Raw genomic sequence first — 20,366 nt, 5'->3', positions numbered from 1 at the left:
AGCCCCTGGTCGTTGCCCCTATGGGTTCGTTCTGTTCCGAACGGATCGTAAAGGTAATGACAAGGAGGGGCGAGTGTGATGGGCTCGCGAGAAATCGATATCTGCGGAATCGGAGCGGTCACGGGCTACGGCTGGGGCCGCGAGGTGCTCTGGGAAGGGCTGAACTCAGGCAAGCCGGCGGCCACCCTGGAGGGTGGCTACGGGGCGAACCGGGACGAGACGGCGTGGGTCGCGAAGGTGCCGGACGGCGGGAACCCGCTGGACGGGCGCAGTCGCTTCGCCCGCGCCATGCGTGCGGCGGCGCGGGAGGCGATCGCCGACGCCGGGGACCGCGGCTGGCGGCCGGGCCGCAAGGTGGGCCTGCTGCACGCCGTCGTGCTCGGCGAGGTCGACCTGTGGCGGGAGTTCTACCTCGAGCAGCAGAACCTCAAGCCGCGGGACTACCTGGCGCTGATGCCGTCGACGCCGATGTCCACGTTCATGCAGGAGTTCGGCTTCCACGGCCCCGCGATGAACGTGTCGGCGATGTGCGCCTCGGGCAACGCCGGGCTGCTCACGGCCAAGGCGTGGCTGGACGCCGGGATCGTCGACGACGTGGTGTTCGTCGCGACGGACCTGTCCCTGGTGCCGGAGAACGTGCTGCACTTCGTGCGGCTCGGGGTCGCGATCACCGACGCCGAACCGCTCGACGCGTGCCGCCCGTTCCAGGAGGGCAGCCGCGGCTTCAGCATGGGTGAGGCGTCGGTGTCGTTCGTGCTCTCCCGCGACACCGACCGTCCGTACGCGCGGACGCTCGGCGGGGCGATGTCGCACGACGCGCACCACGTCACGTCGATCGACATGTGCCTCGACCAGGTGCGTGGCTGCTTCCAGGACGCGCTCGCGAACGCGGGCGTGCCGGCCACGGCCGTGCGCTACCTCAACGCGCACGGTCCTGGCACCCGGCAGTGCGACCGGGCGGAGACGACCATCCTCGAGGAGCTCTTCGCCCCGCGGACGGGCATCTACTCGATGAAACCGCTGGTCGGGCACTGCCAGGGCGCGGCGTCGGCGGTCGAGGTCGCGGCGGCCGCGCTGGGCTACGACCGGGGCGTGCTCCCGGTGCCGCCCAAGGTGGCACCGGGGCATCCGCAGCTGGTCAACGGCCGGACCCCGGTCGAAGACGGGCTGACGGTCAAGTCCTCGCTCGGCATGGGCGGCCACAACTCGGTGGTCGTCCTTGGCCCGCCGGCGTGACGCCGGGCCGTGAAGGACCCCGCGCAGCCGTGGAGGGGTCCTTCACGGCGCCGAGGCGCCGGGCAGGACGGGGTTCGCGGGCGCGTCCGGATCACCGCGAACGAGCTCATCGGGTGATCCGCAAGGGGGTTGCCACCCGGTGGAAGACGGGTTGCTTTCGCGGCGAGCCAACCCCGAAGATCGACGCATGACTCCGCGCACGACACCGCCGTTCCGCGCCGACCACGTCGGCAGCCTCCTGCGTCCCGCCGAGCTGCACGAGGCCAGGGAGAACTTCGCCAACGGGACGATCAACGCCGACGAGCTGCGGGCCGTCGAGGACGAGGCCATCCGCGGCGTCGTCGAGCTGCAGCTCGCCGCCGGGCTCCAGTCCGCCACCGACGGCGAGTTCCGCCGGGCGTCCTGGCACATGGACTTCATCTACCAGCTGCGGGGCGTCGCCAAGAGCGACGAGAAGCTGCACGTCCAGTTCCACAACGCGGGCGGGGACATCGAGTTCAACCCGGCCGGGCTGCGGGTGCAGGACAAGGTCGGCCTCGACGGCATCATCTTCGGGCAGCACTTCGAGTACCTGAAGTCCATTGTGGACGCGCGGATCACGCCGAAGCAGACGATCCCCTCGCCCAGCATGGTCTACTACCGCGGCGGCCGGGCCGCGGTCAGCGAGTCGGTGTACCCCGACCTCGAGGAGTTCTTCGCCGACCTCGCCGCGGCCTACGCCAAGCAGATCGCCGGGATGGCCTCGCTCGGCTGCACCTACCTGCAGCTGGACGACACGAGTCTCGCCTACCTCAACGACCCCGAGCAGCGGGCGATGGTCGCGCGGATGGGCGGCGACCCGGACAAGCAGCACGTGCGCAACATCCAGACGATGAACGCCGCCCTCGCCGACAAGCCCGCCGGGCTGACCGTGACCACGCACCTGTGCCGCGGCAACTTCCGCTCGTCGTGGGTCGCGCAGGGCGGCTACGACTTCGTCGCGGACGCGCTGTTCAACGAGCTCAACGTGGACGGCTACTTCCTGGAGTTCGACGACGAGCGCTCCGGCGGGTTCGAGCCGCTGCGGTTCGTGCCGAAGGGCAAGTACGTCGTGCTGGGTCTGGTCACCACGAAGCGCGGCGAGCTGGAGAGCGTCGACTCGCTGCGCCGGCGCATCGAGGCGGCGTCGAAGTACGTCGACATCGACCAGCTGTGCCTCTCGCCGCAGTGCGGGTTCTCCTCCACCGAGGAGGGCAACGACCTCACCCAGGACCAGCAGAAGGCGAAGCTGGAACGGATCGTGGAGACCGCCGCACTCGTCTGGCAATAGGAGAGCGGCGCCTCGATCAGGGGCGCTGATCGGCCGGCCGGGCGGGCCTATCCTGGACTGATGCGGCACACCTCGGCGCAGGCGCCCTCCGTCGTCGACCGGGTGCTGGACGTCTTCGGCGCGTTCACCCCGGACCGGCCCGCGATGAGCCTGTCGGAGCTGAGCCGCCGGGCCGGCCTCCCGCTGTCCACCGCGCACCGGATAGTCGGGGAGCTGGCCCGGCGCGGGGCGCTGGAACGACAGGAGGACGGGCAGTACCGCGTCGGCCTGTGGCTGTGGGAGGTCGCGTCGCTGTCGCCTCGCGGGATGGGCCTGCGGGAGGCGGCGATGCCGTTCCTCGAGGACCTTTACGAGGCGACGCACGAAAACGTGCAGCTCGCCGTGCTCGACGCGCCCGAAGTGGTCTACGTCGAGCGGATCTCCGGGCGCAACGCGGTGAGCATCGTCTCGCGGGTGGGCGGCCGCCTCGCCGCGCACGCCACCGGCGTCGGGCTGGTGCTGCTCGCGAACGCGCCCGCCGACGTGCAGGAGCAGGTGCTCGCCGGGCCGCTGAAGACGTACACGCCGAAGACGATCTCCTCGCCGGAACAGCTGCGGCGCGTGCTGGCCGACGTCCGGCGCGACGGGTTCGTGATCAGCGACCGGCAGGTGGAGCTGGTTTCGCTCTCGGTCGCGGCCCCGGTGTACGGGCCGGAGGACAGTGTCGTGGCGGCGATCTCGATCGTGGTGCCGGTGCAGGGAGCCGATCCGCGGACGCTGGTGCCGGCGGTCCGGGCGGCCGCGCGAGGCATCTCGCGCAACCTCGGCGCGCCGAGGGCGGTGCGGCAGCCGATCTTCTAGCCAATGGAAGGATGCGTGCGTTTCCGCCTGTCCGCACCGCATGCTGAGGGCCGGACGAAGAGGTTTGGGAGGTTCAGGTGGCGCGCACACAGGTCGGGATCATCGGCGCGGGGCCGGCCGGGTTGCTGCTGTCCTACCTGCTGCACGCCGAAGGTGTCGACGCCGTCGTGCTCGAGTCGCGCAGCCGGGACTACGTGGAGAAGCGCGTGCGGGCCGGGGTGTGCGAGCATCCGACGGTCGAGCTGCTGCGGGACATCGGCGTCGGCACCCGGATGGACGCGGAAGGCCTGCCGCACCACGGTTTTTCGCTGCGGTTCGACGGCGAGGACCACCGCATCGCGCTGTCCGAGCTGACCGGCAGGACGATCACCGTGTACGGCCAGCAGGAGATCGTGAAGGACCTGATCGCCGCGCACGAGGCGAAGGGCTATCCGGTCGAGTTCGAAGTGTCCGATGTGGAGCTGCACGAGCTGGACACCGAGAACCCGCACGTGACCTACCGCGACGTGGACGGGGTCGCGCGGCAGCTCGACTGCGACGTGATCGCCGGCTGTGACGGCTTCCACGGCGTGAGCAGGCCGACCGTCCCGGCCGAGCGGGTGAAGTTCTTCAACCGCGAGTACCCGTTCGCCTGGCTCGGCGTGCTGGCGCGGACGCCGCCCTCGCACGAGGAGCTGATCTACACCCACCACGAGCGCGGCTTCGCCCTGCACAGCATGCGCTCGCCGGAGATCACCCGGCTGTACCTGCAGGTTCCGTTCGACGAGAAGATCGACGAGTGGTCCGACGACCGCATCTGGTCCGAGCTCTCGGCGCGGCTGGCGACCTCGGGGGAGTTCGCCCTGCGCGAAGGCCCGATCCTGGACAAGGGCATCACACCCATGCGCAGCTTCGTCGCCGAGCCCATGCAGTACGGCAGGCTCTTCCTGGCCGGCGACGCGGCGCACATCGTCCCGCCCACCGGGGCGAAGGGGATGAACCTGGCGATCGCGGACGTCCGGGTGCTGTCGCGGGCACTCGTGGAGCTCTTGCAGCACAAGCGAAGTGAGCTCGCTCAGTCCTATTCGGACACCTGTCTGAAGCGGGTTTGGCGGGCCGAGCACTTCTCCTGGTACATGACGTCGATGCTGCACGTGGATCCCGCGGCCGACGACTTCCAGCGCCGCCTGCAGCTGTCGCAGCTGCGCTACACCGCGGCCTCCACCGCAGCGGCGACCAGTCTCGCGGAGAACTACGTCGGCCTGCCGTTCGAGTAGATCGTCAACCCAAGGTTGACGGCAGAACGGCCGTCAACCTACAGTTGACGCATGACGAATCCAGTCCGACTCGACGACCTGATCGAGTCCGTCAAGAGCCAGAATCCGGGGGCCGACGCGCTCCAGCAACTGTCCGGCGCGATGCTCCTCGCCGACCAGGTCGGCGAGGTGTCCGACCACCTCATCGGTCATTTCGTCGACCAGGCCCGCCGCTCCGGCGCCTCCTGGGCCGAGATCGGCACCAGCATGGGCGTGTCCAAGCAGGCGGCGCAGAAACGCTTCGTGCCCAAGGAGTTCACGGCCGCGAGCGCCGAGGCGAACTTCAGCCGCTTCACCGAGCGCGCACGCAACGTGCTGGTCCGCGCCGAGCGGTCCGCCCGCGGCGTGGCCAACGACGAGATCGACCCGCTGCACATCCTGCTCGGCGTGATCGGCGAGCGCGACGGGCTCGCGGCCAAGGCGATCGACAAGCTCGGCGGCACGCCCGAGCAGCTCGGGGAGCGGATCAGCGCCGCGCTGCCGCCGGGCGTCGACCGCGTGCCCGAGCGGATCCCGTTCAACGGCCGCAGCCGCAAGGTGGTCGAGCTGACCGTGCGCGAGGCACTGCGCCTCGGGCACAACTACGTCGGTACCGAGCACATCCTGCTGGCCCTGCTCGAACAGGGCGACGGCCCGGCCTACGAGATCCTGACCGACCTCGGCGTCCGGAAGGACGCCGTGGACGAGGAAATCCGCGCGATGTTCCGCCAGATGTTCCCCGACAACAAGTGACGGGCGTCCCCGGAGGAGCGCCCACCACGACGGGTCACGCCTCGTGCTCGGCGCGCTCCTCGGTGGCCCACTCGGTGTGGAACGAGCCCTCCCGGTCGACGCGACGGTAGGTGTGCGCGCCGAAGAAGTCGCGCTGCCCCTGCACGAGCGCGGCCGGGAGCCGCTCCGCGCGCAGGCCGTCGTAGTACGCCAGCGCCGTCGAGAAGCCCGGCGTCGGGATGCCCAGCCGCACCGCGGTCGCGACCACCGAACGCCAGGAGTCCTGCGCCTCTTCGACGGCCTTGCGGAAGTCGCCGGAGGTGAGCAGGGTCGGCAGGCCCGGCTCCGCGGTGTACGCCGCGGTCACGTCGTCGAGGAACTTGGCGCGGATGATGCAGCCGCCGCGCCAGATCTTCGCCACCGCGCCCAGGTCGATGTCCCAGCCGTACTCGGCGCCACCGGCCTGGATCTGGTTGAAGCCCTGCGCGTACGCGACGATCTTCGAGGCGTAGAGCGCACGCTCGACGTCGTCGGCGAAGCTCTCGGCCGCCGCGCCCGTCAGCGGGGTCCGGGACGGGCCGGGCAACCCGCGGCTCGCCGCCCGCAGGTTCGCGCTGCCCGAAAGGGAACGTGCGAACACGGCCTCGGCGATACCGCTGATCGGCACCCCGAGGTCGAGGCCGATCTGCACCGTCCAGCGGCCGGTGCCCTTCTGCTCCGCCTGGTCGGCCACGACGTCCACGAACGGCCTGCCGGTCGCGGCGTCGGTGTGCGCGAGCACCTGCGCGGTGATCTCGATGAGGTACGAGTCGAGCCGCCCGGTGTTCCAGGTGCGGAACACGTCGGCGATCTGGGCCGGCTCATAGCCGAGCCCGCCGCGCAGCAGGTCGAACGACTCGGCGATCAGCTGCATGTCGGCGTACTCGATGCCGTTGTGCACCATCTTCACGAAGTGGCCGGCGCCGTCGGGACCGATGTGCGTGCAGCACGGCACACCGTCCACTTTGGCCGAAATGTCCTCGAACAGGGGGCCGAGCGACTCGTAGGACTCCTTCGACCCACCGGGCATGATGCTGGGCCCGTGCAGCGCGCCCTCCTCGCCGCCGGACACACCCGTGCCGACGAAGTGCAGCCCCTGCTCCCGCAGCGCCGCTTCGCGACGGCGCGTGTCCGCGAAGTGCGCGTTGCCGGCGTCGACGATCACGTCGCCCTTCTCCAGCAGCGGCGCGAACTCCTCGATGACGGCGTCCGTCGGGGCACCGGCCTTGACCATGATCACGATCTGGCGCGGCCGTTCCAGCGCGTCGACGAACTCCTGCGCGGAGTAGGCCGGGATGAAGTCGCCCTCGTCGCCGAACTGCTCCACCAGGTCGCGCGTGCGCTGCTCGGACCGGTTGTGCAGGGCGACGGTGTGGCCGTGCCGGGCCAGGTTCCGGGCGAGGTTGCGGCCCATGACCGCCAGCCCGGTGACGCCGATGCTCGCCTTGTTGCTCATTGTCCGCTTGTCCGCCTTCCGTCTTGGCCTACTCGAACCCTAGCGCGCGGCGTGGTTGTCCCAGGTGAACGTGCGAGTAACTGGCGTTCCGGGGAATTTCCTGCCATCCTTGGCGGCTGTCACTATGGCAATCCGGTGGGTGATCACGGACCGTCAACGGCCTACGATCATGGGTGGAAGCGAAAGGTCGAGGCGCGGAAGTGAGCGATGGCTAGCACCGTTACCTCGCGGCGCAAGCAGCTCGGCAATGAGCTTCGGCACGCCCGCACCGCCGCCAAGATGACCCAGCAGCAGGTCGCCGACGTACTCGGCTGCACCCAGGGCAAGGTCAACAAGATCGAATCGGGCGCCGTCGGCGTCAAACTCGGTGACGTCCGGGCGATGCTGGACGCGTTCGCCGTCAACGGCGACGAGTCCGAGGCGCTGATGAACCTGGCGCGCGCGGCGGCCGGGCAGCGTGGGCACTGGTCGGGCTACCGGTCGGTGGTGCCGCACTGGTTCCGCACCTTCACCGACCTCGAGCCGGCCGCCGTGGAGATCATGACCTGGCACGGCGAGCGCATCCCGGGGCCGCTGCAGTCCGAGCACTACATGCTCAAGCAGTTCACCGAGTTCGGCGCCACCGACGTCACGTCACTGGTGCGCAACCGGCTCGACCGCAAGGCGGTCTTCGACCAGCCGCAGCCGCCGTACTACCGGTTCATCCTCAGTGAGGCCGCGCTGCGGCGCGCGCCGGGCGGCAAGGCGCCCGCGGTGATGCTCGACCAGATCGAGCACCTGCTGGAGCTCGACCGCCGGCAGCGGGTGTACGTCCACGTGCTGACGTTCGACGCGCGGCTCGCGGCTGTGCCCAACGACTTCACGATCATGCGCTTTCCCGACCGCACAAGGGATTTCGTCTACATCGAGCATTCCGCGGGCGGCATCTACCTCGACGACCAGAAGGACTTCCAGCTCTTCGTGGACGGCTGGGACAGGTTGCGCGGGGCGGCGCTGGAGCGCCAGGAGACCCGGGAGTTCCTCCAGGACATGGCGGAGACCTACCGGGCGGACATGGGCAAGCGCCCCTGACGCCTCAGGCGCGGGACTTCAGCAGGGCGAACTCGAGGTGGTACCACCAGCCGTGCCGCTGGCGCCGTGGTGACCCGGAAGCCGCGGTGCGCCGCCTGCTGGACAGCACCTCCGGCTCGACGTCCTCGTCGCGGTCACGTCTGCGTCCGGTCGCGGCCGCGTCACCGATCCTGACGGTCATCGGGTCCATCCCTCCCAGCTCCGGCTGTGCCGCGCACCGATCACGAGACAGCACTCGCACGGCATCCCGGCGCCGAGGCGCAGCCATTCGATCTCGGTGAGCAAGAGTTCGGTTCCGCAGCGCGCGGTGATCGAGCCGTAGAGCACGGCGCCCGGTCGCACGCGGAAGAGGTGGGCACAGCGCCGGGTCTCGCCGACGACGCCGGGCGCGGGGCGGCCGATCAACGTCACCGGGGAGGGCCAGTCCTCGCGCAGGTACCAGACCGCCGAGGCGTTCTCGTCCGCGCGGAGCCAGTCGAGCATGTGGGCGAGCGCGTCTTCGGGGGTGGCGACACCGGCCGCCTCCTCGTGCCCGTTGACCCGGCCGACGACCATGAACGGGGCCGGGGGCGCCACCGTGAGGGCCCCGCTCGCTGTCGCTCCGAACACGGTGCACCTCCCCGAAAGGACGGCTGCTGGCCTGGTGGCAGCGGCGCGGTCACGGAGTGTTTACCCCCGACCGATGGGAATAATCTTACTCCTGGAATAATCTTGGTGTCGAGTGGTCAATCGTTGGATGACTCGACTGGACCCACTGCGGTCCAAAAAGCAGGCGCCGGAACCGTTTACGCACGTCAGCGGGCCGCGCCGGACATGCACGGAGGTACGACCCATGGCGGAACACCCGCGCCCTGCGGCTTATGACCCCCAGACGGCCGCAGCGCTGTTCGACGAGGGGCAGTGGGAGAAGTCTTTCGCTAGCGAGCCCAACGGCGGCAACTGTGTCGAGGTGAACATGAACGGCGCCGGCCTTGTCGGCGTGCGAGACACGAAGCTGCAGGCCAGCCCGGTCTTCGTGTTCGACGCAGGCGAGTGGGAAGCCTTCCTGACGGGCGTCAAGGCGGGCCAGTTCGATCTCTCCTAGTGAACGCGATTATCCACATTCGTGTGTTATTGACCACAATGGACCGAGCGTCGCCGGGCTCGTCCGGGTGAAACCGACGAGGCCCGCTCCCGGACGTCCGGGAGCGGGCCTCGTGGCTTTCCGGAGCTAGTTCGACGAGCCCTGCTGCTGGCGCGGACCGCCCTGCATCGAGCCGCCGGGGAAACCACCCTGGCCGCCGCCGCGCGGGAAGCCGCCCTGGCCGCCCTGCTGGGCCTGGCTGCCGTCGGTGATGCTGGTCGCGGTCGCGGTGCTGCCCGAGACCTTCGCGAGCACCGTCACGGACGAGCCGGTGGCGAGGTTGTTCGCCTTCTCCGTCGACGAGTCGACCGTGTAGGTCTGCGTGTAGTCGTCCTTGCTCTTCACCGTGATCGAGGTCGCGCCGAGCGCGCTGACGTCGCCGGTCTGCATGCGCTCGGTGACGTAACCGCCGTTCTGCGCGACGGTGAAGTCGCCGTGCAGCGCGTCCCGTAGCTGCGAGAGCGCGGCGGTGCCGCCGAACTGGCCGCCGTTGAAGCCGCCCATCCGGCCGCCCCCTGGGCCGCCGAAGCCCTGCTGACCGGTGCTGCCGCTGGTGCCCGCGTAGATCGCGACCCCGCCGACGGCGGCGATCACGATCGCGACGGCCGCGGCGATGGCGGTCTTCCTGCCGGACCACTTCGGCGCGGGAGGCTGTGGGTCACCCCAGGCCGGAGGAGCCTGCGGGGTGGTCGTCGGCTCGGTAGTCATCCTGTCCTCTCCCGGAGTTCGGCGCCCGCGTCCGGGCAGCCCCTTACGGCGACCAGGTTCCGCACGCAATCTGTGTACAGCCTGTGTACGAGGTGGGCGCACGCTGTGCACTCACGCGCTCACAGGAAACGCACAGAGCGCGCACAGGCAAAGCTCACCGCACGGACTCATGATGGGACCATGACCAGCATGAACGCCGCGGGGCCGGCCAAGGCAGACCTGCAGCGCGCGGACGGCTCGCCCGTGCGCGTGCTCGTCGTGGACGACGAGGAGACGCTCGCCGAGCTGGTGTCCATGGCACTGCGGATGGAGGGCTGGGAGATCCGCAGCGCGGGCAACGGGAACGACGCCGTTCGCGTCGCCAGGGACTTCCGCCCGGACGTGGTCGTGCTGGACGTGATGCTCCCCGACTTCAGCGGTCTCGAGGTGCTGACCAAGCTGCGTGCCGAGGCCCCGCACCTGCCGGTCCTGTTCCTCACCGCCCGGGACGCCGTGGAGGACCGGATCGCCGGCCTGACCGCGGGCGGCGACGACTACGTGACCAAGCCGTTCAGCCTGGAGGAGGTCGTGCTGCGCCTGCGGGCGCTGCTGCGCCGGTCCCGCGTCGTCTCGGCGAGCGCGGGGTCCACGCTGATCGTCGGCGACCTGACGCTGGACGAGGACAGCCGCGAGGTGCACCGGGGCGGGGAGCCGGTCTCGCTCACCGCGACCGAGTTCGAGCTGCTGCGCTTCCTGATGCGCAATCCCAAGCGCGTGCTGTCGAAGGCCCAGATCCTGGACCGGGTGTGGAGCTACGACTTCGGCGGGCAGGCCAACATCGTGGAGCTCTATATTTCGTACCTGCGGAAGAAGATAGACGCGGGCAGGGAGCCGATGATCCACACGATGCGCGGCGCGGGGTATGTCCTCAAGCCCGCGACCTAGGCGCCGGTTCGTCCCCTCGTCGCTGCGCGGAAAACTGATCGCGCAGCTCATCGCGTTGCTCGCGGTCGTATGCCTGGTGGTCGGCCTGGTCACCGAGGTCGCCCTGCGCAGCTTCCTCATCCACCAGCTCGACGACCGGCTCAGCGCGGCCAGCGACCGCGGCACCCGCCCGCCGCCCGCGGGCACGCCGTCGCTCCCCGCCGGGCAGCGGCCGCCGGACTCGCTGCGCGTGCCCGGGCAGGGCATCGGCACGCTGGGCGTGCTGATCGAACCGGGCGGCGGCGTGCGCTCGGGCGTCCTGCGCGGCGGGCTCACCCCGACCCCGGGCAACCCGTTCCCGAGCGATCCGGTCCCGGCGGTCCAGCTGCACGAGCTGGTCCAGCTGCCGTCGAACGGGCAGTTCTACACGGTGGACCTCGGCGACCTCGGCGACTACCGGGTCGTCTCGGTGCGCAACGCCGGTGGCGGGGTGCTCATCACCGGGCTGCCGCTGGCCGACGTGACCGCGACGCTGTGGCAGCTCGGGCTGATCTTCGGGGGCGTCGCGCTGGGCGGGCTCCTGCTCGCCGGCGCGATCGGCGCGGCGACCGTGCGGCGGACGATGCGGCCGCTCGACCGGCTCGCGCACACCGCGTCGCAGGTCTCCGAGCTGCCGCTGGACCGGGGCGAGGTGGGCCTGTCGGTGCGGGTGCCCGAGACCGACACCGATCCGCGCACCGAGGTCGGCAAGGTCGGCGCGGCGTTCAACCGGATGCTCGGGCACGTGGCGGCGGCGCTGGCCGCACGGCAGGCGAGCGAGAGCCGGGTGCGGCAGTTCGTCGCCGACGCGAGTCACGAGCTGCGCACGCCGCTGGCCGCGATCCGCGGCTACGCGGAGCTGACGCGCCGGAGCTCGAACGAGGTGCCGCCGGAGATCGCGTTCGCGATGGGCCGGGTCGAGTCCGAGTCCGCCCGGATGACGACGCTCGTCGAGGACCTGCTGCTGCTCGCGCGCCTGGACGCCGGGCGGCATCGCGTGTACGAACCGGTCGACCTGACGCGCCTGGTGATGGATGCCGTCGCCGACTCGCATGCCGCCGGTCCGGACCACCGGTGGCTGCTGGACGTGCCGCCGGAGCCGCTGCTCGTCGTCGGCGACTCCGACCAGCTGCACCAGGTGGTGCTCAACCTGTTGAACAACGCGCGCACGCACACCCCGCCGGACACCACCGTCACCACGCAGCTGTCCACAGAGGACGGAAAGGTGACGCTCACCGTTTCCGACAACGGGCCGGGAATCCCCCAGAGCATCCTGCCCGAAGTGTTCGAGCGCTTCGCCCGCGGCGACAACTCCCGGTCCAGGGCGGCCGGCAGCACCGGCCTCGGGCTGGCCATCGTGGCCGCCGTCGTGGGCGCTCACCAGGGCGAGGTGAGCGTGCGCAGCGAACCGGGACGAACGGAGTTCCGGGTGCGTTTCCCGGCGGCCAGGACCGCCGCCGATTTCCTCCGCGTCAATTAGTGGGCGAACTAGCCGTCGTTCATCGCCCATCAGTGGCGGGCTCACAGCGTAAGCACAGCCAGGCCACATGGCTGACACAACGCCCCAGGCCACCGTTGGTCCCATGACGCCCTCCGCAGACGCTTCCCCCGCAGCGGCGCGGGCCCTCTCCTCAGAAGGCAGCTCGACCCCGGTCCTCGACGTGGTCATTCCCGTCTACAACGAGGAGACCGATCTCGCACAATGTGTCCACAGGTTGCATACCTACCTTCGCGACACCGTGCCCTACCGGTACCGCATCACGGTGGCGGACAACGCCAGCACCGACGACACCCTCGCCATCGCGCAGCGGCTCGCGGACGAGATCCCGGCGGTCGAGGTCGTCCACCTCGACGAGAAGGGCCGCGGACGGGCGTTGAACGCGGTCTGGTCCGCCTCCGACGCGCAGGTGCTGGCCTACATGGATGTCGACTTGTCGACTGATCTTGCGGCGTTGCTGCCGCTGGTCGCCCCGCTGATCTCCGGCCACTCCGACCTGGCGATCGGCTCGCGGCTGGCTCGTGGCGCACGCGTCGTGCGCGGTCCGAAGCGGGAGATCATCTCCCGCTGCTACAACCTGATCCTGCGCGGCACGCTCGCCGCCAGGTTCTCCGACGCGCAGTGCGGGTTCAAGGCCATCCGCGCCGACGTCGCCAAGCAACTGCTGCCGCTGGTCGAGGACACCGGCTGGTTCTTCGACACCGAACTGCTGGTGCTGGCCCAGCGGGCCGGCCTGCGCACGCACGAGGTGCCGGTGGACTGGATCGACGACCCCGACTCCTCGGTCAACATCCTCGCCACGGCCACCGCCGACCTCAGGGGCGTCGCCCGCATGATCCGCGCGTTCGCGAGGGGATCCCTTCCCATCAGCGAGATCCGCGCCCAACTCGGACGGGAGCCGATCGGAGTGTCCACCCCCGGTGTGCCGCCGAAGCTCGCCACCCAGCTGGTGCGGTTCGCGGCGATCGGCGTCGGCAGCACCCTGGCCTACCTCGTGCTGTTCGTGCTGCTGCGGGGCGGGATGGGGGCGCAGGTGGCCAACCTCGTCGCGCTGCTGCTCACCGCGATCGCCAACACCGCGGCCAACCGGCGCTTCACCTTCGGCGTCCGCGGCTCCGGTGGCGCCGGGCGGCACCAGTTCGAGGGGCTGATCGTCTTCGGCCTCGGGCTGGCGCTCACCAGCGGCTCCCTGGCGCTGCTGCACTCCGGCGGCGAGCCGGGCCGCTTCGCCGAACTCGCCGTGCTGGTGCTGGCCAACCTCGCCGCCACCGTGCTGCGCTTCCTGCTCTTCCGCAACTGGGTCTTCCGCAAGAACCGATAGGAGAATCTCACCGATGACGACTGCGTCCGCCGCCCCGCCCCGGATCGCCGGCGCCGGCCCCGTCGCAGCCACTCGCGCCGGGGACCGGCCACGATGGGTCCGCCCCTGCGTGGCCGTGCTGTTGCTCGCGACCGCCGCGCTGTACCTGTGGAACCTGAGCGCGTCCGGCTACGCCAACGACTTCTACGCCATGGCGGTACAGGCCGGGACCAAGAACTGGGAGGCGCTCTTCTTCGGGTCGCTCGACCCGGGCAACATCATCACCGTCGACAAGCCGCCGGCCGCGATGTGGCTGATGGCCCTGTCCGGCCGCGTCTTCGGCTTCTCCAGCTGGAGCATGCTGGCGCCGAACGCCCTGTGTGGCGTGGGTTCCGTCGGCCTGCTGTACCTGGCCGTGCGGCGCACCACCGGTCCCGCGGCCGGGTTGCTCGCCGGTTCGGTGCTCGCGCTGACCCCCGTCGCGGCCGTGATGTTCAAGTTCAACAACCCGGATGCGCTGCTGGTGCTGCTGATGACCCTCGGCGCCTGGTGCACCGTCCGTGCGCTGGAGAAGGCGGGCACCTGGTGGCTCGTGCTCGCCGGGGTCGCGATCGGGTTCGGCTTCATCGCCAAGATGCTGCAGGCGTTCCTGGTGCTGCCGGCGTTCGCGCTGGTCTACCTCGTCGCCGCGCCGACAGGGCTGGGCAAACGGATCCTGCAGGTGCTCGCCGCCGGGCTGGCCGTCGTGGTGTCCGCGGGCTGGTACGTCGCCGTGGTCGCGCTGTGGCCCGCGTCGAGCAGGCCGTACATCGGCGGTTCCACCGACAACAGCGCGCTGGAACTCGCCTTCGGCTACAACGGCCTCGGCCGGATCTTCGGCGGCGACGGCAACCGCACCGGTGGTGGCGGTGGTGGCGGCGGCATGTTCGGCGGTGACACCGGACTGACCCGGATGTTCGGGTCCTCGTTCGGCTCGGAGATCTCCTGGCTGCTGCCCGCCGCGCTGATCGCGCTCGTCGCCGGGCTGTGGTTCACCCGGTTCTTCCCGCGCACCGACCGGACCCGCGCCGGGCTGCTGCTGTGGGGCGGCTGGACGGTCGTCACCACGCTGGTCTTCAGCTACATGAGCGGCACGATCCACCCGTACTACACGGTCGCACTCGCCCCCGGCATCGCCGGCCTGATCGGCATCGGCGGGATCGAGCTGTGGCGCGGGCGGCACAACTTCCCCGCCCGCGTTGCGCTCGCGCTGATGATCGCGGCCACCGGCGTCTGGAACTTCATCCTGCTCGACCGCGTCCCGTCGTGGCAGTCGTGGCTGCGGTACGTGATCCTCGTGCTGACGGCCGTCGTCGTCGCCGGCCTGCTGTTCGGCGCCGACCGGTTGCGCGACGCCGGGATCGTGCTCGGCGTCGGCGCGCTGGTCACCGGCATGCTCGGCACGACGGCGTACGCCGTGGTCACCGCGAGCGTCCCGCACACCGGGTCCATCCCGGCGTCCGGGCCTGCCGAGGCGGCCGGCTTCGGCGGTGGTGGGTTCGGCGGCGGTGGTTTCGGTGGCGGTGGCCAGTCCGACAGCCAGGTCATCGCGCTGCTCAAGGGCACCACCACGAAATGGGCCGCCGCGACCAACGGCTCCCAGTCGGCCGCGGGCCTCGCCCTCAACTCCGACAAGTCGGTCATGGCCATCGGCGGGTTCGACGGCAGCGACCCGGCGCCCACCCTCGCGCAGTTCCAGCAGTACGTCGCGGACGGGGACATCACGTACTACGTCTCCGGCGGCATGGGCGGCTTCGGCGGCCGGGGCGGCGGCGGCTCGATCGCGACCTGGGTGGAGCAGAACTTCCACTCCACGACGGTGGGCAGCAGCACGGTCTACGACCTGACGAAACCCCTGTCCGCGTCTTGACCTACACTGGGCAACGGACCCCCGCGGCGTCCATCCTGTGAACCTCCCCAGGGCCGGAAGGCAGCAAGGATAAGCAGGCTCTGACGGGTGCGGGGGTCCCCTTGTTCGGGGCCTGGCGGCCCCTCCCTGCGGGCCCGCACTCCGAGTTGTTTCTGGGGGCCGCGCCCCCAGACCCCCACGGTGCGAGCTCCTCGCCTTGGCGGGCGTGGGTGCGTCGGGTGGGGACCAGCATCGCGAGGCGCGATCTGTGGTGACCAGCAATCGGGCGGGTCGCGATCTGTGTGGGGTGGCGGCGGGGTCCTCGCCTTGGTGCGGGTGGTTGCGCGGGCCGATTCGGGGCTCGGCTGTCGGGCGGTAGTCTCGCGTCGTGGCTTTGGCTCTTTACCGGAAATATCGTCCGGCGACCTTCGCCGAGGTCGTCGGGCAGGAGCACGTCACCGAACCGCTGCGCACGGCGCTCTCGGCCGGCCGCATCAACCACGCCTACCTGTTCTCCGGGCCACGCGGCTGCGGCAAGACGTCCAGCGCGCGGATCATGGCGCGCTCGCTCAACTGCGTCGAAGGCCCCACCCCCGACCCGTGCGGCAAATGCGACTCCTGCCGCGCGCTCGCGCCGGAGGGCTCCGGCAGCATCGACGTCACTGAGCTCGACGCGGCCAGTCACGGTGGCGTCGACGACGCACGCGAGCTACGCGACAGGGCGTTCTACGCGCCCGCCGAGTCGCGGTACCGGGTGTTCATCATCGACGAGGCGCACATGGTCACCACGCAGGGCTTCAACGCCCTGCTCAAGATCGTGGAAGAGCCGCCGGAACACCTGATCTTCATCTTCGCCACCACCGAGCCGGACAAGGTGCTGCCGACGATCCGCTCGCGCACGCACCACTACCCGTTCCGCCTCATCCCGCCCAGCTCGATGCGCGACCTGCTGGAACGCAACGTCGCGGCCGAGGGCATGCACGTCGACCCCGCGGTGTACCCGCTGGTGATCCGCGCCGGTGGTGGCTCCGCGCGCGACACCCAGTCGGTGCTCGACCAGCTGCTGGCCGGCGCCGGCCCCGAGGGCGTGACCTACCAGCGCGCGGTGTCGCTGCTCGGGGTCACCGACGTCGCACTGATCGACGACATGATCGACGGACTCGCGGTCGAGGACTCGGCGGCCGTGTTCAGCACGGTCGAGCGACTGACCGAAGCGGGCCACGACCCCCGGCGCTTCGCCTCCGACCTGCTCGACCGGTTGCGGGACCTGGTGCTCGTGCGGTCCGTGCCCGACGCGGCCGCGCGAGGGCTGGTGTCCGCGCCCGAGGACGAGCTGTCCCGGATGGCGGCGCAGGCCGAGCGCGTCGGGCTCGCCACGCTGACCCGGTACGCCGAGATCGTCCACAATGGACTGTTGGAGATGCGCGGCGCCACGGCGCCGAGGCTGCTGCTCGAGCTGCTGTGCGCACGGATGCTGCTGCCGTCCGCTTCGGACAGTGAAGCGGCGGTGCTGCAACGGCTGGAACGCCTCGAGCGCCGGGCCACCGTCGCCGCTCCGGCCGGTGAGGTGCCTGCGGCTGCCGGAGCACCTGCGCCAGCCGCGGCGGCGGATCGGTACCAGCGGCCTTCACAGCGTCCGGCCGAGACCGCGCGCCCGGCGGCCGAGCCCGCCCGTCCTGTGGCGGAACCAGCCCGGCCGGCACCCGAGCCCACTGCGGAGCCCGCCCGGCCGGCACCCGAGGCCCCGGCGCCAGAGCCCGAGCCGGTCGCGGCGCCAGAACCCGTTGCGGCACAAGACGAACCGGTGCAGGCACCCGCCCCGGCCTCGCCCGGCGGGGTCGACGCGACGGCTATCCGCCGGATCTGGCCGGACCTGCTCGCCGCGATCCGCAAGACGAGCCGCAGCACCGAGGCGATGCTCACGCACGCGACGGTGCAGAGCGTCGAGGGTTCGCTGGTCGTGCTGTCGCACACCGCGGAACCCCTGGCGCGCAGGCTTTCCGAGCCACGCAACGCCGACTTCATCGCGGCCGCGCTGCACGAGGTGCTGGGCGGCACGTGGCAGGTGCGGTGCGTGCACGGCGGCGGTGGTGGCGGTGGGTCGGCGCGCCCCAACGGCTCCGGCCCGCGCCCGCAGCCGAGCCCGTCCCAGCCGCCGCAGCAACAGCAGCGCACGTTCCAGCGGCCGACGGCTGCTGCTGCTGCCGCTCAGCCCGCGTCGCCGCCCAAGCCGCAGCCGGCGACGACCGAGCCCGACATCCCCCTGCCGCCCGAGCCGGACGACGACGAGGCCGCGATGCTCGCCGAGGAGTCCGCACTCGCCGACTCGGTGGCCATGGCCGCCGCCCCGGCGATCGACCCCGACGAGGCGGCGCACAAGCTCCTGGCCGAACACCTCGGCGCGCGCCCCCTCGACTGAGGTCAGCGACTCAGGTACCGGAGGATCGCCGCAGCGATGGCGTCCGCGTAGCGCTGGCGTCCGGCGGGGGAGGTCATCGTGGCGGCCTCCGCCGAATTGCGCATGTTGCCGCACTCGACGAGCGCGGCCGGCCGGGTCGACAGGTTCAGGCCGGCGAGATCGTCGCGCGGGTAGATGCCGTCGGTCCCCAGGTAGTTCGACGTCGGGAAGCCGCCGGTGCGCAGGGCGTCGCGCAGGTCGTCGGCGAGGGTGATCGAGGGCCGGCCCTGCGCGGCGTTCAGCGGCGGGTTCGAGTACGACACGTGGAACCCGCGTGCGCGGGACGAGTCCGAGCCGTCCGCGTGGATGGACACGACCGCGGCCGCTCCGGACTCGTTGCCCCGCGCCGCCCTTTCGTCCACACACGGTCCGACGCCCGTGTCGTCATCCCTGCTGTATACGACCTGGATGCGATGCGTGGACAAGATGGCGCCCACGCGGTGGGCGACATCCCAGTTGAAGGCGTGTTCGGGATAACCGCCGTTCGTCGAGGTCCCGGTCGTGTTGCAGGGCTTGGTCTCGCCACGGCCGGCCGGGACCGGCTTGTTGATCTCGCTCGAGTGGCTCGCGTTGCCCCCGTTGTGCCCCGGGTCCAGCACGACGAGCGCTGCGGGAGCTGTCGGCGACGGAGCAGCCGCCGTCGAGGACGGCGCAGCGGAGGAAGCGGGCGCGGGCATCGCCGATCCCGCCACCGGTGACACGCCGCCGGAACACGCGGCCAACAGCACCGATCCCGCCAGCAATCCCGTGCACGAACGCCACCGCATGGCGCACACCGTCGCACACTCCCATGGCCGGCCTCCGCCCAACCACCGTCGCGTCACGCTCCGCGATCCGGCCACCACCGCCCTCACCGGGGCGGCCGCGCGCGGCTAGGCTGGGCAGCACGTGCAAGTCCCTCGAGGATGGGAAACCCCAATCATGGTCCAACCCGGTGGTGGAATGCCCGACATGCAGGCGATCCTCCAGCAGGCGCAGCAGATGCAGCAGCAGCTCGTCGCCGCACAGGAAGAGCTCGCGCGCAGCGAGGTCACCGGCAGCGCAGGCGGCGGACTGGTCACCGCGACCGTCACCGGCGGTATGGAGCTCAAGAGCCTCACCATCGACCCGAAGGTCGTCGACCCCGAGGACACCGAGACGCTCGCCGACCTGGTCGTCGCCGCGGTGCGGGACGCCAGCAAGAACGCGCAGAAGCTCACCGAGGAGAAGCTCGGCCCGGTGGCCGGCGCGCTCGGCGGCGGTGGCGGCATGCCCGACCTCGGCGGCCTCGGCCTGCCCGGTCTCGGCTAGAAGGCCCCGCAGTTGTACGAAGGTGTGGTCCAGGACCTGATCGACGAGCTGGGCCACCTGCCCGGCATCGGGCCGAAGAGCGCACAGCGCATCGCGTTCCACCTGCTCGCGACAGATCCCGCCGACATCGCGCGGCTGCAGGACGTGCTCGGCAAGGTTCGCGAGGGCGTCCAGTTCTGCGAGATCTGCGGCAACGTCTCCGAACAGCAGCAGTGCCGCATCTGCCGCGACGCCCGCCGCGACACCTCCAAGATCTGCGTGGTCGAGGAGCCCAAGGACGTGCTCGCGGTCGAGCGCACCCGTGAGTTCAAGGGCCGCTACCACGTGCTGGGCGGGGCGCTCGACCCGTTGTCCGGCATCGGCCCCGACCAGCTGCGCATCCGCGAGCTGCTGGCCAGGATCGGTGGCGAGGAGGTCACCGAGGTGATCATCGCCACCGACCCGAACACGGAGGGCGAGGCGACCGCGACGTACCTGGTGCGGATGCTGCGCGACTTCCCCGGTCTGGCCGTCACCCGGCTGGCCTCCGGCCTGCCCATGGGCGGGGACCTGGAGTTCGCCGACGAGCTGACCCTGGGCCGTGCCCTCTCCGGACGCCGCGCTCTCTGACCTCGCCCGGGCGGTGCTCGCGGCGCCACCGCGGCTGGGCCGGGTCCGGCTGGTCGCGGTGGACGGCCCGTCCGGCGCGGGCAAGTCCACGTTCGCCAGGCGGCTGCGGGAAAGGCTGCCCGGCGCCGCGCTGATCAGCACGGACTTCTTCGCCACCTGGGACGACCCGGTCGCCTGGTGGCCCCGCCTGGCCGAGGGCGTGCTCGAACCGTTCGCCAGGGGCGAGCCGGGGCACTACGTGAAGCTGGACTGGACCAGCGGCCACCCCGAGCCCGGCGAGCGGGTCACCCTCGCCCCACCCCGCGTGCTGATCCTCGAAGGCGTGTCGGCGGGCCGGGCGTCGGTGCGCCCACGCCTGTCGGCGCTGTGCTGGATCGGTGGCCCAGACCCCACGGAACGTCTCGAACGTGCCGTTCAGCGGGACGGTGAGAACTCCCGCGGGCAGCTCCAGAGGTGGCAGGCGTTCGAGCACGGCTGGTTCAGGGTCGACGGCCTGATTCACCCGTTCGGGGTAGAGCAAGTGGGACAAAGCGGGCACATCTTCTACGCAGAGCCACCACAAACCCCCAGCGTGTAAGTGTTTCACATTTTAC

Annotated in this window: 20 protein-coding genes and 1 other RNA gene; 16 read left to right on the top strand and 5 right to left on the bottom strand. The window is 70.9% G+C overall.

The window, feature by feature from the left end; all coding sequences use genetic code 11:
* The first annotated feature begins 78 nt into the window (after window positions 1-78).
* The 5 genes from LWP59_RS36955 (at window position 79) to LWP59_RS36935 (ending at window position 5,412) form a co-directional block, all read left to right on the top strand.
* Window positions 79-1,236, top strand: coding sequence for a beta-ketoacyl synthase N-terminal-like domain-containing protein (locus tag LWP59_RS36955; RefSeq protein WP_144637839.1), 1,158 nt, complete (start codon window positions 79-81; stop codon window positions 1,234-1,236).
* A 187-nt stretch (window positions 1,237-1,423) separates the two neighbouring features.
* Window positions 1,424-2,545: a 5-methyltetrahydropteroyltriglutamate--homocysteine S-methyltransferase gene (locus LWP59_RS36950; protein WP_144637841.1), complete on the top strand. Its 1,122-nt coding sequence runs from the start codon at window positions 1,424-1,426 to the stop codon at window positions 2,543-2,545.
* A 60-nt stretch (window positions 2,546-2,605) separates the two neighbouring features.
* Window positions 2,606-3,385, top strand: a complete 780-nt coding sequence (locus LWP59_RS36945; RefSeq protein ID WP_144637842.1) for an IclR family transcriptional regulator — start codon at window positions 2,606-2,608, stop codon at window positions 3,383-3,385.
* Window positions 3,386-3,462: 77 nt separating this feature from the next.
* Window positions 3,463-4,641, top strand: coding sequence for a 4-hydroxybenzoate 3-monooxygenase (gene pobA, locus LWP59_RS36940; RefSeq protein ID WP_144637844.1), 1,179 nt, complete (start codon window positions 3,463-3,465; stop codon window positions 4,639-4,641).
* 51 nt (window positions 4,642-4,692) lie between these two features.
* Entirely contained in the window at window positions 4,693-5,412 is a 720-nt protein-coding gene (locus tag LWP59_RS36935; RefSeq protein WP_144637846.1) for a Clp protease N-terminal domain-containing protein, read from the top strand.
* Between the two features lie 34 nt (window positions 5,413-5,446).
* Here the strand turns inward: LWP59_RS36935 and gndA are convergent, their stop codons facing one another.
* Complete coding sequence (gene gndA / locus LWP59_RS36930) at window positions 5,447-6,886, bottom strand: NADP-dependent phosphogluconate dehydrogenase (RefSeq protein WP_144637848.1); 1,440 nt, start codon at window positions 6,884-6,886, stop codon at window positions 5,447-5,449.
* A gap of 207 nt (window positions 6,887-7,093) precedes the next feature.
* On the opposite strand from gndA, the gene LWP59_RS36925 reads away from it, so the two are divergent.
* Window positions 7,094-7,957, top strand: a complete 864-nt coding sequence (locus LWP59_RS36925; RefSeq protein ID WP_144637850.1) for a helix-turn-helix domain-containing protein — start codon at window positions 7,094-7,096, stop codon at window positions 7,955-7,957.
* Window positions 7,958-7,961: 4 nt separating this feature from the next.
* Here LWP59_RS36925 and LWP59_RS36920 read toward each other — a convergent pair whose 3' ends face one another.
* Window positions 7,962-8,138, bottom strand: coding sequence for a hypothetical protein (locus LWP59_RS36920; protein ID WP_186383213.1), 177 nt, complete (start codon window positions 8,136-8,138; stop codon window positions 7,962-7,964).
* A complete protein-coding gene (locus LWP59_RS36915) occupies window positions 8,135-8,566 on the bottom strand; it encodes a hypothetical protein (protein WP_229857895.1) in 432 nt (143 codons plus the stop codon). Before LWP59_RS36915 ends, LWP59_RS36920 begins: the two co-directional genes overlap by 4 nt.
* 223 nt (window positions 8,567-8,789) lie before the next feature.
* Here LWP59_RS36915 and LWP59_RS36910 point away from each other — a divergent pair, with 223 nt between their 5' ends.
* Window positions 8,790-9,041 carry a DUF397 domain-containing protein gene (locus LWP59_RS36910; protein ID WP_144637852.1) on the top strand — a complete coding sequence of 84 codons (252 nt, stop codon included), beginning with the start codon at window positions 8,790-8,792 and terminating at the stop codon, window positions 9,039-9,041.
* Between the two features lie 126 nt (window positions 9,042-9,167).
* On the opposite strand, the gene LWP59_RS36905 is transcribed toward LWP59_RS36910, so the two are convergent.
* Complete coding sequence (locus LWP59_RS36905) at window positions 9,168-9,788, bottom strand: hypothetical protein (protein WP_144637855.1); 621 nt, start codon at window positions 9,786-9,788, stop codon at window positions 9,168-9,170.
* Between the two features lie 180 nt (window positions 9,789-9,968).
* On the opposite strand from LWP59_RS36905, the gene LWP59_RS36900 reads away from it, so the two are divergent.
* The 6 genes from LWP59_RS36900 (at window position 9,969) to LWP59_RS36875 (ending at window position 17,835) form a co-directional block, all read left to right on the top strand.
* Window positions 9,969-10,712, top strand: coding sequence for a response regulator transcription factor (locus LWP59_RS36900; RefSeq protein ID WP_144637856.1), 744 nt, complete (start codon window positions 9,969-9,971; stop codon window positions 10,710-10,712).
* Window positions 10,690-12,210 (top strand): HAMP domain-containing sensor histidine kinase, encoded by a 1,521-nt coding sequence (locus LWP59_RS36895; RefSeq protein ID WP_144637858.1) that lies wholly within the window; start codon window positions 10,690-10,692, stop codon window positions 12,208-12,210. Before LWP59_RS36900 ends, LWP59_RS36895 begins: the two co-directional genes overlap by 23 nt.
* Window positions 12,211-12,313: 103 nt before the next feature.
* Complete coding sequence (locus LWP59_RS36890) at window positions 12,314-13,549, top strand: bifunctional glycosyltransferase family 2/GtrA family protein (protein ID WP_144637860.1); 1,236 nt, start codon at window positions 12,314-12,316, stop codon at window positions 13,547-13,549.
* A gap of 13 nt (window positions 13,550-13,562) precedes the next feature.
* Window positions 13,563-15,437 (top strand): ArnT family glycosyltransferase, encoded by a 1,875-nt coding sequence (locus tag LWP59_RS36885; RefSeq protein WP_144637862.1) that lies wholly within the window; start codon window positions 13,563-13,565, stop codon window positions 15,435-15,437.
* Window positions 15,438-15,447: 10 nt separating this feature from the next.
* Window positions 15,448-15,546, top strand: an RNA gene (gene ffs, locus LWP59_RS36880) — signal recognition particle sRNA small type.
* 258 nt (window positions 15,547-15,804) lie between these two features.
* Window positions 15,805-17,835, top strand: coding sequence for a DNA polymerase III subunit gamma and tau (locus LWP59_RS36875; protein WP_144637864.1), 2,031 nt, complete (start codon window positions 15,805-15,807; stop codon window positions 17,833-17,835).
* 2 nt (window positions 17,836-17,837) lie between these two features.
* Here LWP59_RS36875 and LWP59_RS36870 read toward each other — a convergent pair whose 3' ends face one another.
* The gene (locus tag LWP59_RS36870; RefSeq protein WP_308431754.1) at window positions 17,838-18,551 is read right to left on the bottom strand and encodes an N-acetylmuramoyl-L-alanine amidase; all 714 of its coding nucleotides are present in this window, start codon (window positions 18,549-18,551) and stop codon (window positions 17,838-17,840) included.
* A gap of 244 nt (window positions 18,552-18,795) precedes the next feature.
* Here LWP59_RS36870 and LWP59_RS36865 point away from each other — a divergent pair, with 244 nt between their 5' ends.
* From LWP59_RS36865 to LWP59_RS36855, 3 genes are read left to right on the top strand one after another with little or no spacing between them, the layout of a single operon-like run.
* On the top strand, window positions 18,796-19,164 hold the full coding sequence (locus LWP59_RS36865; protein WP_144637868.1) for a YbaB/EbfC family nucleoid-associated protein: 369 nt from the start codon (window positions 18,796-18,798) through the stop codon (window positions 19,162-19,164).
* A 12-nt stretch (window positions 19,165-19,176) separates the two neighbouring features.
* A complete protein-coding gene (recR, locus tag LWP59_RS36860) occupies window positions 19,177-19,773 on the top strand; it encodes a recombination mediator RecR (protein WP_144637870.1) in 597 nt (198 codons plus the stop codon).
* Window positions 19,745-20,350, top strand: a complete 606-nt coding sequence (locus LWP59_RS36855) for a uridine kinase family protein (RefSeq protein ID WP_229857892.1) — start codon at window positions 19,745-19,747, stop codon at window positions 20,348-20,350. The genes recR and LWP59_RS36855 overlap by 29 nt, the downstream gene beginning before the upstream one ends.
* Window positions 20,351-20,366: the final 16 nt, after the last annotated feature.

Source organism: Amycolatopsis acidiphila, assembly GCF_021391495.1.
GTDB lineage: Bacteria > Actinomycetota > Actinomycetes > Mycobacteriales > Pseudonocardiaceae > Amycolatopsis_E > Amycolatopsis_E acidiphila.
The sequence above is the reverse complement of the archived record's forward strand: the minus strand, read 5'-3'. Positions and strand labels throughout refer to the sequence as shown.